The sequence below is a fragment of the Streptomyces sp. NPDC090083 genome, from assembly GCF_044747445.1.
In the GTDB taxonomy this organism is placed as follows: Bacteria; Actinomycetota; Actinomycetes; order Streptomycetales; family Streptomycetaceae; genus Streptomyces.
On record NZ_JBIVED010000012.1, the window covers coordinates 279,497 to 291,879 of the forward strand.

Below are 12,383 nucleotides of genomic sequence, written 5' to 3' on the forward strand. Positions count from 1 at the left end.
GCGCGTACTGAACGCCGACCCGGTACGTGACGTATCAGAGCCGCATGAAGGATCGCCACCACACGGCCGCTCGCCGGACTTGGCCGGTTGCCGCCTCCCGCACAGCGCGCGCACAGCGACCGGCTCCCCCGCGCAAAGCACCGCCCCGTAGTCTGTCCTCCGTGGCAGAACCAGTCGTGCGCATCCCGGATGCGAAGGTCGCGCTGTCCACGGCGTCCGTGTATCCGGAGTCGACGGCGACGGCCTTCGAGATCGCCGCGCGCCTCGGCTACGACGGCGTCGAGGTCATGGTGTGGACCGACCCGGTCAGCCAGGACATCGAGGCGCTGCGCAGACTCAGCGACTACCACCAGGTCCCGATCCTCGCCGTCCACGCCCCCTGCCTGCTCATCACGCAGCGGGTGTGGTCCACCGACCCGTGGATCAAGCTCCAGCGCGCCCAGGTGGCCGCGGAGAAGCTCGGCGCGAGCACGGTCGTGGTGCATCCGCCGTTCCGCTGGCAGCGCCAGTACGCGCGCGATTTCGTCAGCGGGATCTGGCGGATGGCGGACGAGACGGATGTGCGGTTCGCCGTGGAGAACATGTACCCGTGGCGCTACCGCGACCGCGAGATGCTCGCCTACGCCCCCGACTGGGACGTGACGAACGAGGACTACCGGCACTTCACGATCGACCTCAGCCACACCGCGACCGCCCGCTCCGACGCGACCGGGATGATCGAGCGCATGGGCGACCGGCTCGGCCATGTCCATCTCGCCGACGGCAACGGCTCCAACAAGGACGAGCACCTCGTCCCCGGCCGCGGCACCCAGCCCTGCGCCGAGCTGCTGGAGCGGCTCGCGACGACCGGCTTCGACGGGCATGTCGTCATCGAGGTCAACACCCGGCGCGCCATGTCCAGCGCCGAACGCGAGGCCGACCTCGCGGAGGCGCTCGCCTTCACACGGCTGCATCTGGCCTCGGCCGTGAAAGTGCCACGGCGGTGACCGACGCCACCGCCAGGCGCCGGGGCCGGCCCCCTCGTACGGAGTCCGCCGACACCCGCGACCGCATCCTGGCCGCGGCCCGCGAGGAGTTCTCCGAGCGGGGGTACGAGAAGACATCCGTGCGCGGCATCGCCAAGGCCGCCGGGGTCGACTCGGCGCTCGTGCACCACTACTTCGGTACCAAGGAGCAGGTTTTCGAGGCGTCGGTCGAGGTCGCCTTCGCCCCGGCCACGAACGCGCCCGAGGCGGTCGCCGAAGGGCCGTTGGACGGCGTCGGCGAGCGGCTGACCCGCTTCATCTTCGGCGTCTGGGAGAACCCCGCCACCCGCAAGCCGCTGCTCGCGGTCGTCCGGTCCGCCGTCAACAACGAGGCCGCCGCGGCCGTCTTCCGCCGGCTCGTCGTCTCCCAGGTGCTGGGCCGGGTCGCCGCGCAGCTCGACCAGCCGGACGCGCACCTGCGCGCCGAACTGGCCGCGGCCCAGCTCGTCGGTACGGCGATGCTGCGCTACGTGATCAAGGTGGAACCGCTGGCCTCGGCGGACCCGGAGCAGATCATCGCGAGGCTGGCCCCGGTGGTGCAGGGGCATCTGACGGGGCCGTGAGGCCACTGCCTGCGGGACGGCGTGGCCGTCCCCGGGCGGCCGTGGGGTGACTTTCGCGCCGGTTCCCCGAGACAGGCGTCCCGCGATGCGGACACCGTGTCCGACCCCTGGATGACCGGCGTACGCTCAATAGCAGCCCTATCTGTCTGAAGGAGCGAGCGACGATGCCCGAGCTGAGGTCCCGCACAGTCACCCACGGCCGCAACATGGCGGGCGCACGCGCCCTTATGCGCGCCTCCGGTGTACCCGGTGCGGACATCGGCCGGAAGCCGATCATCGCGGTGGCGAACAGCTTCACCGAGTTCGTGCCCGGCCACACCCACCTCCAGCCCGTCGGCCGGATCGTCAGCGAGGCGATCACCGAGGCCGGCGGCATCCCGCGCGAGTTCAACACCATCGCGGTGGACGACGGCATCGCGATGGGCCACGGCGGCATGCTCTACAGCCTGCCCTCGCGCGACCTGATCGCCGACTCGGTCGAGTACATGGTCGAGGCGCACTGCGCCGACGCCCTGGTCTGCATCTCCAACTGCGACAAGATCACCCCGGGCATGCTGAACGCCGCCCTGCGGCTGAACATCCCGACGGTCTTCGTCTCCGGCGGCCCGATGGAGTCCGGCCGCGCCACGCTCGTCGACGGCACGGTCCGCACCCTGGACCTCGTCGACGCGATCTCGGACGCGGTGAACGACAAGATCTCGGACGAGGACATCCTCCGTATCGAGGAGAACGCCTGTCCGACCTGCGGCTCCTGTTCCGGCATGTTCACCGCCAACTCGATGAACTGCCTGACGGAGGCGATCGGCCTCTCCCTCCCCGGCAACGGCTCGGTCCTCGCGACCCACACGGCCCGCAAGGGCCTGTACCAGGACGCGGCCCGCACGGTCATGGACATCACCCGCCGCTACTACGAGCAGGACGACGAGACGGTCCTGCCGCGCAACGTCGCCACCTTCGCGGCCTTCGAGAACGCCATGGCCCTCGACATCGCGATGGGCGGCTCCACCAACACGATCCTGCACCTCCTCGCCGCCGCGCAGGAGGCGGAGGTCCCGTTCGGCCTGGACGAGATCAACGCCGTCTCGCGCCGCGTCCCGTGCCTCGCGAAGGTCGCCCCGAACGTCGCGAAGAACCGCACGTACTACATGGAGGACGTCCACCGCGCGGGCGGAATCCCGGCCCTGCTGGGCGAGCTGCACCGCGCGGGCCTGCTGAACGAGGACGTCCACTCCGTCCACAGCCCGTCCCTGGCGGACTGGCTGAAGACGTGGGACGTGCGCGGCGGCTCCCCGTCGCCCGAGGCCGTGGAGCTGTGGCACGCGGCCCCCGGCTGCGTCCGCTCGGCCGAGGCCTTCTCCCAGTCGGAACGCTGGGAGGCGCTGGACGAGGACGCGGCCGAGGGCTGCATCCGCTCCGCCGAGCACGCGTACTCCAAGGACGGCGGCCTCGCGGTCCTCAAGGGCAACCTCGCCGTCGACGGCTGCGTCGTGAAGACGGCCGGCGTCGACGAGTCCATCTGGACCTTCGAGGGCCCGGCGGTCGTCTGCGAGTCGCAGGAAGAAGCGGTCGAGAAGATCCTCAACAAACAGGTGACGCACGGCGATGTCGTCGTCATCCGCTACGAGGGCCCCAAGGGCGGCCCCGGCATGCAGGAGATGCTCTACCCGACGTCCTTCCTCAAGGGCCGCGGCCTCGGCAAGACCTGCGCCCTCGTCACCGACGGCCGTTTCTCCGGCGGCACTTCGGGCCTCTCCATCGGCCACGCGTCCCCCGAGGCGGCCTCCGGCGGCACGATCGCCCTCGTCGAGAACGGCGACCGCATCCGCATCGACATCCCGAACCGCTCGATCGAACTCCTCGTCGACGACGCGGAGTTGGCCCGCCGCGAAGCAGCCCTGGACGGCCGCTACGCCCCGAAGCAGCGCGAGCGCAAGGTGTCGGCGGCACTGCGGGCCTACGCGGCGATGGCCACCAGCGCGGACCGCGGCGCGGTGCGCGACATCAGCAAGCTGGGCTGACCTCCGCCGGGGCCGCAACTCCGGTGGCCCCGTGGTGCGTTCGTCTTCGGGCCGTCCCTTCCCTGAAGGGGCGGCCCTTCGCCTTGCCGGACCTGCGACGGCTACCAGGCGCCCGGAGTACGGGAGTCGACTGCGAAGACGGTGCCGTCGGGGGCGGCGGCGTACACATGGCCCTCCGCCAGGACGGGTTCGGGCAGCGCCGCGCTGATCCGGCCGGAGTTGGCGTCGAGGCGCGCCGGAGTCTGCCCGACGAGCCGTCCCGCGCGGGCGTCCACCGCGAGCAACCGCCCGTCCCCTGAGGTGACATACACCTGCCGCCCGTCCGCGACCGGAGCGGAAGCCCGTGCCACGGCCGTCTCCAGACTCCACACCTGCTTCCGCGCGGCCATGTCCACCGCGCTCAGCGAGCCGCCCGCTCCCATGAGGTAGACGACGTCCCCGCGGACGGTCCCGTGGGCCTGGTCGACCCGCACGGGCAGCGTCACGCGCCGCGAGGCACCGCTGTCCGGGCTGTAGCGGACCACGGCCTCCGTCGCGCCGTAGACGCTGTCGACGGAGAGCAGGCAGACGGACCCGCCCGCCGAACCGACGGGCTTCAGCGTCCCCTTGAGCCGCGCGTCCCAGCGCACCGCGCCCGTGGCGGGATCGACCGCCGTCACCCGGGTCCTCGTCCCGTCCTCCGAGGTGTTCGTCGCGTACGCCGACGAGTCCCCGGTGAACGACGTGAAGTAGGGGGCCTGTTGACCCGGGATCCGGTGGCTCCACCTCGTGTCGCCCGTCGCGCCGTCCACACCCGTGACCGTCCCGTCCGCGTGGGTGAGCAGGAGCATGCCACCCGCGTCCGCGAGTCCGGTGTACGCGGGGACGGTCTTCTCCCAACGCGCCCTGCCCGTGGCGGGATCGAGAGCCTCCAGGCGCCGACCGCTGTCCAGCGAGGGCTGCACCAGACCGCCCGACAGGACCGGCGGCCCGTTCCGGTGCGTCGTCGCGACGGAGTGCCGCCACAGCACACGGCCGTCGGACGGGTCCAGGGCGAACACCACTCCGGGCTGCGCGCAGAGCAACTTCCCTGCCCCGTACGAGCATTGGGGCGTGCTCTTCGTGGACATCGGTGTCGCCTGCCACTCGCCGAAGCCGCTGCTGGGCGTGGTGCGCGGTGTGCTGCTCTTCGCCACGGAGTCGCCGGCGTCGGACAACTGGAGCGAGGCGACCGTGCCGATCGCGGCCAGCCCGAGCGCTCCCGCCCCCAGCGCGAACCGCCTGCCCAGCCACCGCCCACGCCGGGACTCGGACCCCTCCTCAGGAGGCTCCGGCACGGGCGCGACACTCGTGCGCTGTGCCGGTATGTACGCCTGCGTGTCGTACGAGGCCGACACGGACCGCAGTTCACGCATCAGCTCGTCGGGCGTGGGCCGGTCCTCGGGCTCCTTGGCGAGACAACGCAGCACCAGCGGCGCGAGGTTGTCCGGCAGCCCGGTCAGGTCCGGCTCGTCATGCACGACTTGGTAGGCGACGACGTACGGGCTGTCGGAGTCGAACGGCCCGCGCCCCGTCGCCGCGTGCACCAGCACGGACCCGAGCGCGAAGATGTCGGCGGCCGGCCCGACCTCACGGGGCCGCCGGAACTGCTCCGGCGCCATGAACGGCGGCGTACCGATCAACTTGCCCGTCTCGGTGCGCAGTTCGCTGTCCTTCGGTCTGGAGATACCGAAGTCGATGACCTTCGGACCGTCCTCGGCGAGCAGCACGTTGCTCGGCTTGAGGTCCCGGTGCACGACGCCCACCCGGTGGATGTCCCGCAGGGCCTCGGCCAGTCCCGCCATCAGCCGGCGCAACTCCCCGGGCGCCATGGGACCGTTCCGCTTCACATGCTCGGACAGGGTCGGCCCGGGGATGAACGACGTGGCCATCCAGGGCCGCTCGGCCTCCGGGTCGGCATCCACCACCGGCGCGGTGAACGCCCCGCTCACCCGCCGGGCCGCCGCCACCTCCTGCCGGAACCGCCCTCTGAACTCGGGGTCCTGGGCGAACTCCGCGTGGACGACCTTCACCGCGACCTTCATCCCGGAGGTGCTCTGTGCCAGATGCACCACGCCCATGCCGCCGGACCCCAGGCAGGACTCCAGCCGGTAGTGACCGGCGTACTCGGGAAGTTCCGCTTCCGCGCCCGCTCCGGTGTTGCGCTGTGGCGCCATGGAACCACCCCCGTGCTGATCGTCCGCGCGCGCGACGCACGGAGCCTAGTCGATGACCCTGACGGGACAGAGGTGGCTCGCCAGCCTCCGAGTGCGGTGCGAGCACATATGTTTCAGGGCGTGTTTTAAGGGAATGAACGGGACCCCATGGCAGTCATGGGGTCCAACGGGGGAGGTTTTTCATGTCTGTTGACCGTATGGGTGAGGTCGAGGACGAAGGCGCGGCGGAGGCCGTCACCACGGCGGCGGCCTCGACGACGGCCCTGCACTACTACTCGATCGCACCCGGCACCCGCGTCAACGTCCGCAGCGGCCCCGGCACCGGCTACACCATCGTCCGCGTCCTGGCCGAGGGCTCCCAGGTCCCGATCTACTGCCAGACGCCGGGCACCACGGTGTCGGGCTACTACGGCACGACGAACATCTGGGACAACATCGACGACGGCGAGTACGTCTCCGACGCGTACGTCCACACCGGCAGCGACGGCTACGTCCGCCCCCGCTGCTCCTGACCACACCCCGCACCAGTAGTCCGCTGGTCCGCGCTGATCGGGTCCCGGGAAACCGACGGAGCCCGATCAGCGCGGGTGGCGGCACCCGCCGAGGCGCGGGGAGAGGTACAAGAGGCCGGCTCCCTACGACAGGATCTGCCGCCCGGCCCCGCCGGCGGCCCCAACCGGAGCCCATCCCCACCCCCGGAGCCATAATCGTCCCGTGAACGACGAGACGACCGGCACCCAGGACACCCCCGCGGGCACCCCGGGCGGAGGCACGGGCCCCCGCCCCGAACCCCTCCGCTTCTACGGCACCACCTGGGTGAACCACGACAACGGCTACACCGCGCGCCGCATCGGAACGGCCGTCGGCTCCCTCGTCGCCGCGGCCGCCGCCTGCCTGGTCCTCCGCTTCGCCTACCAGGGCATCCAGATCGCGAACGTCGGCGGCTTCGTCACCCTCCTCATCATCGTGATGTTCGCGATCTGCAGCGCTCTCGCCTTCGGCCACACCTGGGAAACCTTCAGGAAGCGCCCCGACCCCGACCGCCAGGCCTCCCTCCGCGGCCTCCTGGCCATCGGCTTCGTCGGCTCCCTCCTCGCGTACTTCTTCCGCTCCCTCACCGAGGCCCCCGGCGAGAAGCTCCACCGCCAGGAGTACGAGACGGCAGTGGCCCAACACGAAAAGCGCACGTCCCGCCGCACCCGCAACCCGTCGAAGAAGCGCCGCCCCTGACCCACGGGCGACCACGCCCGACCGCCGAGGGCCACGGCACGCCGGTGACGCCCACTCCGCACCGGCCGGGCGGAACCCCGCCGAACCCCACCCCCATCTCTCACCAAAATCCACCTGCACCCTGCACCCACCCCGGTAACCATGGCCGTATGACCACTTCGCCGAATCCCCCCTCACCGGCCGCCCGGGCCCACTCCTTCAACGCCGCCGCAGCCCAGTACGCCGAGAACCGCCCCTCCTACCCTCCTGCCCTCCTCGACGCCGTCGAGGAACTCGCGGGCCGCCCCCTCACCGGCGCCCGCGTCGCGGACGTAGGTGCGGGTACCGGCATCGCGACGGCCCTGCTGCACGCCCGAGGCGCCGAGGTGATCGCGGTCGAACCCGGCGACGGCATGGCGGCCCAGTTCCGCCGCGCCCTCCCCGACGTCCCGATCGTCCGGGGCAACGGCAACGCCCTCCCCCTGACCACCCACTCCCTCGACTTCCTCACCTACGCCCAGGCCTGGCACTGGACCGACCCGACGCGATCGGTCCCGGAAGCGCTCCGCGTCCTGCGCCCGGGCGGCGCACTCGCCCTGTGGTGGAACACCGGCGCCGTCGACGTCCCCTGGATCGCGGAGCAGTCGGAACGCATCAGGCTCCACTTCGGCATCGACCGCGTCGTCGAGCAGAACGGCAGCGGCCTGCGCTCCGCCCTCGCCGACCCCACCGGCCGGCTCGACTTCGCCCACCGCAGGGTCCGCTGGAGCCGCCGCGTCCCGATCGACACCCATCTCGCCAACATCGGCAGCCACTCGGCCTTCCTGGTCCACGACGAGGCAAGCACGAACGCCTTCCTCACCGAGGAGCGCGACCACCTGCTCACCACGTTCCCGGACGGAACGGTGGAGGAGACCTACGTGGTGGAACTCGTCGTCGCCCACACGCCGTGACGCCGTGACGCCTTGACCCCCTGAGCCCCCGCACCCCCTCACCCTCCTTGACGGCCGCATCCGGCGAGAGCATTATTCATCACATGATGAATTACCTCGCCGGCCCAAAGGCATCCCCGGACACGGAACCCGGGACGACCCCCGCCCCACCCCCCACCTCCCCGCACCACGAACCCGCCGTCCACGCCGAAGCCCTCACCGTCGTCCGCGGCCCCCGCACCGTCCTGCGCGCCCTCGACTTCACCGTCCCGCGCGGCCAGATCACCGGCCTGCTGGGCCCCTCCGGCTGCGGCAAGTCGACCCTGATGCGCTCGATCGTCGGCACCCAGGCCAAAGTCACCGGCACCCTGAACGTCCTCGGCCGCCCCGCAGGCCACCCCACCCTCCGCACCCGCATCGGCTACGTCACCCAAGCCCCCTCCGTCTACGACGACTTGACGGTCCGTCAGAACCTCGACTACTTCGCCGCGATCCTCGACCCCGGCCGAGCCGCGGCCACCCGCCGCCACGACGACGTCACCCGCGCCATCACCGACGTCGACCTCACCACCCACGCCGACTCCCTCGCCGGCAACCTCTCCGGCGGCCAGCGCAACCGCGTCTCCCTGGCCGTGGCACTCCTCGGCACCCCGGAACTCCTCGTCCTCGACGAACCCACCGTCGGCCTCGACCCCGTCCTCCGCCGCGACCTCTGGGCCCTCTTCCACCACATCGCCGCCTCCCGCGGCGCCACCCTCCTCATCTCCTCCCACGTCATGGACGAGGCCGAGCGCTGCCACCGCCTCCTCCTGATGCGCGAGGGCGAGATCCTCGCCGACGACACCCCGGACGCCCTCCGCACCAGCACCGGCGCCGACACGGTCGAAGCCGCCTTCCTGCACCTGGTCGACGAGGCCACAGCCACCGCACACCAGAAGGAGACGCCCCGATGACCACGACCCCGGCCACGACCACGGCCACGGCTACGACGACGACGGCGCCCGCCCGCACACCCGCCCCGGCCCCCACCCGCGCCCTCAGCGCATCCCGCACCACCGCCACCGCGGCCCGAGTCCTGCGCCAGCTCCGCCACGACCCCCGCACGATCGCGCTGCTGATCCTCATCCCGTGCGTGATGCTCTTCCTGCTGCGCTACGTCTTCGACGGCAGCCCGCGCACCTTCGACAGCATCGGCGCCTCACTCCTCGGCATCTTCCCCCTCATCACGATGTTCCTGGTCACGTCCATCGCCACCCTGCGCGAACGCACCTCCGGCACCCTCGAACGCCTCCTCGCCCTGCCCCTCGGCAAGGGCGACCTGATCGCCGGCTACGCCCTCTCCTTCGGCATCCTCGCGATCATCCAGTCCGCCCTGGCCACCGGCCTCGCCGTCTGGGTCCTGGGCCTCGACGTCACCGGCAGCCCCTGGCTCCTCCTCCTGGTCGCCCTCCTCGACGCCCTGCTCGGCACCGCCCTCGGCCTCTTCGTCTCGGCCTTCGCCGCCTCCGAATTCCAGGCCGTCCAGTTCATGCCGGCGGTGATCTTCCCCCAACTCCTCCTCTGCGGCCTCTTCACGCCCCGCTCCACCATGCACCCCGCCCTGGAAGCCCTCTCCGACGTCCTCCCCATGTCCTACGCGGTCGACGGCATGAACGAGATCCTCAAGCACACCGACATGACCACCACCTTCGTCCGCGACGTACTGATCGTGGCCGGCTGCGCCCTCCTGGTCCTCACCCTCGGCGCGGCCACCCTGCGCCGCCGCACCCACTGAGCCCACCCACTGAGCCCATCCACCGAACTCACCCACCCGCGCCCCGGGCATCCCGCCCACCGGACACCGCCCCCGCACCACCGACCCCGATGGGAGGATGAACCCGGACGACACACCCCCGGGAGGACCCCCAAGCCATGGCTCAGAAAGTCGCAGTCCTCGGCACCGGCAAGATCGGTGAAGCCCTGCTCAGCGGAATGATCCGGGCGGGCTGGGCCCCGGCCGACCTGCTGGTCACCGCCCGCCGCCCCGAGCGCGCCGAAGAGCTCCGCACCCGCCACGGAGTCACCCCGGTCACCAACCCGGAGGCCGCGAAGACCGCCGACACCCTGATCCTCACGGTCAAGCCGCAGGACATGGGCACGCTCCTCGACGAACTCGCCCCCCACCTCCCCGCCGACCGCCTGATCATCAGCGGCGCCGCGGGCATCCCCACCTCCTTCTTCGAGGAGCGCCTGACCGCAGGCACCCCTGTCGTCCGCGTCATGACGAACACCCCCGCCCTCGTCGACGAGGCCATGTCCGTCATCTCCGCCGGCAGCCACGCCACCGAGGCCCATCTCGCGTACGCCGACGAGATCTTCGGCGCCGTGGGAAAGACGCTCCGCGTCCCCGAGTCCCAGCAGGACGCCTGCACCGCCCTGTCCGGCTCCGGCCCGGCGTACTTCTTCTACCTGGTCGAAGCCATGACGGACGCCGGCATCCTGCTCGGCCTGCCGCGCGACAAGGCCCACGACCTCATCGTCCAGTCCGCGATCGGCGCCGCCGTCATGCTCCGCGACAGCGGCGAGCACCCGGTGAAGCTCCGCGAGAACGTCACCTCGCCCGCCGGCACGACGATCAACGCCATCCGCGAACTCGAGAACCACGGTGTGCGCGCCGCACTCATCGCCGCCCTGGAGGCAGCCCGCGACCGAAGCCGCGAACTGGCCTCCGGAAACAGCTAGCCGCTCAGCCGGTCGGTGAACCGACCGGCCGCACCGCACCGCTACGCAGGCAGAAGCCCGATGGCTCGATACGCGGTGTCGACCATCGGCTTCGCCGTCGCTCTCGCCTTCTCCGCTCCGTCCCGCAGCACCTCTTCCACATGAGCGGGATCCGCGCACAACTCCTTGTGCCTCTTCTGCACGGGCCTGAGCAGCTCGACCACGGCCTCCGCCGTGTCCTTCTTCAACGTCCCGTACGACTCGTACACACCGCTCAGGTCCTCGGGGTCCCCACCTCCGCAGGCGGCCAGGATCTCCAGCAGATTGGCCACTCCTGGCCGCGCCTCCCGGTCGTAGACGACCTCCGCCGCACTGTCGGTCACCGCCCGCATGATCTTCTTCCGTACGACTTCGGGCTCGTCCAGCAGATAGACGATGCCCGGCCCGGAGTCGTCGGACTTCCCCATCTTCGACGTCGGCTCCTGAAGGTTCATCACCCGAGCCGCCACCCCCGGCCGGGTCGCCCGAGGCACGACAAACGTGTGCCCGTACCGCTGGTTGAACCGCACCGCCAGATCCCGCGCCAGCTCCACATGCTGCGTCTGGTCGTCCCCGACCGGCACCTCGTCCGTCCCGTACGCCAGGATGTCCGCCGCCATCAGCACGGGATACGTCAGCAACGACAGCCGCACACTCCCGCCCCGCTCCCGCTCACGCGCGGCCTTCTCCCTGTACTGGATCATCCGCCGCATCTCCCCGTCGGTCGCCACACACTCCATGACGTACGACAGCCGCGCGTGCTCGTCCACATGACTCTGTACGAACACGGTGCACAGCTCGGGATCGAGCCCCGCCGCCAGCAACAGCGTCGCCGCCTGCCTACTGAGCCTGCGCACCCGTGCCGGATCGTGGTCCACGGTCAGCGCGTGCAGATCGACCACACAGAACAACGCGTCGCTCTGTCGCTGATCCACGTCGACCCAGCGCCGGATCGCGCCGAGGTAGTTCCCCAGCGTCAGGTGCCCGGTCGGCTTGATCCCGCTGAAGACCCGTGTCATCTCTCCACCTCCTGGTCGAGACCGCCGCTCTCGGCCGGCCGACCCTCTGGAGGGAGAAACGCGAACGGCCGCCGAGGCGGCGGCCGTTGAGTACATACGTGAGTACGGCCGCCGTCAGGCGGCCCACCACTGCTGGGTGCACGTATGCGTAGTCACGTGACACAGGGTACGCCTCCGCACAGCTCTCCGGAGCGGAGTTGACACGCCCCCACCAGCTACGTAGTGTTCTCCGAGTTGTCCGACGTGAGCGCCGACCCCGGTCGGTCCCCGGACAGCCATTCCGCAAGTACCTACAGACAATCGACGATCCGTCGTCGCGTTGTTTTGGCATGCGTATTCGCGAAATGAGGAATCCGCGTTCGAAAGGACGCACCGCCCCGATTCGCTCGGGACTCAGGAATCCGCTAAAGTCTCACTCGTCGGAACGGCCCAACAGCCGGGAAGGCAGCCCCCTCTGACTGGGAGTCAGGCCCGAAAGGATCTGATAGAGTCGGAACCGCCGGAAAGGAAAACGCGGAAGCGGAAACCTGGAAAGCACCGAGGAAATCGGAACCGGAAACGGTCTGATAGAGTCGGAAACGTAAGACTGAAGGGAAAAGCCCGGAGGAAAGCCCGAGAGGGTGAGTACAAAGGAAGCGTCCGTTCCTTGAGAACTCAACAGCGTGCCAAAAATCAACGCCAGA

Annotated in this window: 12 protein-coding genes; 9 read left to right on the forward strand and 3 right to left on the reverse strand. The window is 70.5% G+C overall.

The genetic code is table 11. From position 1 onward, the window contains the following. Positions 1 to 161 precede the first annotated feature (161 nt). From ACIPTO_RS34755 to ilvD, 3 genes are all read left to right on the forward strand, one after another. On the forward strand, positions 162 to 986 hold the full coding sequence (locus tag ACIPTO_RS34755; protein WP_366322191.1) for a sugar phosphate isomerase/epimerase: 825 nt from the start codon (positions 162 to 164) through the stop codon (positions 984 to 986). Next, positions 983 to 1,588, forward strand: coding sequence for a TetR family transcriptional regulator (locus tag ACIPTO_RS34760; protein WP_366322189.1), 606 nt, complete (start codon positions 983 to 985; stop codon positions 1,586 to 1,588). The genes ACIPTO_RS34755 and ACIPTO_RS34760 overlap by 4 nt, the downstream gene beginning before the upstream one ends. A gap of 164 nt (positions 1,589 to 1,752) precedes the next feature. After that, positions 1,753 to 3,606 (forward strand): dihydroxy-acid dehydratase, encoded by a 1,854-nt coding sequence (ilvD, locus tag ACIPTO_RS34765; protein WP_401198690.1) that lies wholly within the window; start codon positions 1,753 to 1,755, stop codon positions 3,604 to 3,606. A 101-nt stretch (positions 3,607 to 3,707) separates the two neighbouring features. On the opposite strand, the gene ACIPTO_RS34770 is transcribed toward ilvD, so the two are convergent. Beyond that, entirely contained in the window at positions 3,708 to 5,801 is a 2,094-nt protein-coding gene (locus ACIPTO_RS34770) for a serine/threonine-protein kinase (protein WP_401198692.1), read from the reverse strand. Between the two features lie 182 nt (positions 5,802 to 5,983). Between ACIPTO_RS34770 and ACIPTO_RS34775 the strand changes: the two genes are divergently transcribed. The 6 genes from ACIPTO_RS34775 to proC all read left to right on the forward strand — a co-directional run bounded on the left by ACIPTO_RS34775 (position 5,984) and on the right by proC (position 10,663). Then, positions 5,984 to 6,313, forward strand: a complete 330-nt coding sequence (locus tag ACIPTO_RS34775; RefSeq protein ID WP_366322184.1) for an SH3 domain-containing protein — start codon at positions 5,984 to 5,986, stop codon at positions 6,311 to 6,313. A gap of 202 nt (positions 6,314 to 6,515) precedes the next feature. After that, a complete protein-coding gene (locus ACIPTO_RS34780) occupies positions 6,516 to 7,031 on the forward strand; it encodes an EamA/RhaT family transporter (RefSeq protein WP_366322182.1) in 516 nt (171 codons plus the stop codon). Between the two features lie 149 nt (positions 7,032 to 7,180). Then, a complete protein-coding gene (locus ACIPTO_RS34785) occupies positions 7,181 to 7,963 on the forward strand; it encodes a class I SAM-dependent methyltransferase (RefSeq protein WP_401198694.1) in 783 nt (260 codons plus the stop codon). A gap of 83 nt (positions 7,964 to 8,046) precedes the next feature. After that, a complete protein-coding gene (locus tag ACIPTO_RS34790) occupies positions 8,047 to 8,895 on the forward strand; it encodes an ABC transporter ATP-binding protein (RefSeq protein ID WP_366322178.1) in 849 nt (282 codons plus the stop codon). Continuing rightward, positions 8,892 to 9,716 (forward strand): ABC transporter permease, encoded by an 825-nt coding sequence (locus ACIPTO_RS34795; RefSeq protein ID WP_401198697.1) that lies wholly within the window; start codon positions 8,892 to 8,894, stop codon positions 9,714 to 9,716. The genes ACIPTO_RS34790 and ACIPTO_RS34795 overlap by 4 nt, the downstream gene beginning before the upstream one ends. A 137-nt stretch (positions 9,717 to 9,853) precedes the next feature. After that, positions 9,854 to 10,663: a pyrroline-5-carboxylate reductase gene (gene proC, locus ACIPTO_RS34800; protein ID WP_366322174.1), complete on the forward strand. Its 810-nt coding sequence runs from the start codon at positions 9,854 to 9,856 to the stop codon at positions 10,661 to 10,663. Between the two features lie 41 nt (positions 10,664 to 10,704). Here proC and trpS read toward each other — a convergent pair whose 3' ends face one another. After that, positions 10,705 to 11,700 (reverse strand): tryptophan--tRNA ligase, encoded by a 996-nt coding sequence (gene trpS, locus ACIPTO_RS34805; RefSeq protein WP_401198699.1) that lies wholly within the window; start codon positions 11,698 to 11,700, stop codon positions 10,705 to 10,707. A gap of 412 nt (positions 11,701 to 12,112) precedes the next feature. Next, positions 12,113 to 12,383 (reverse strand): hypothetical protein (locus ACIPTO_RS34810; RefSeq protein WP_401198701.1); only part of this gene is annotated, 271 nt, incomplete at its 5' end.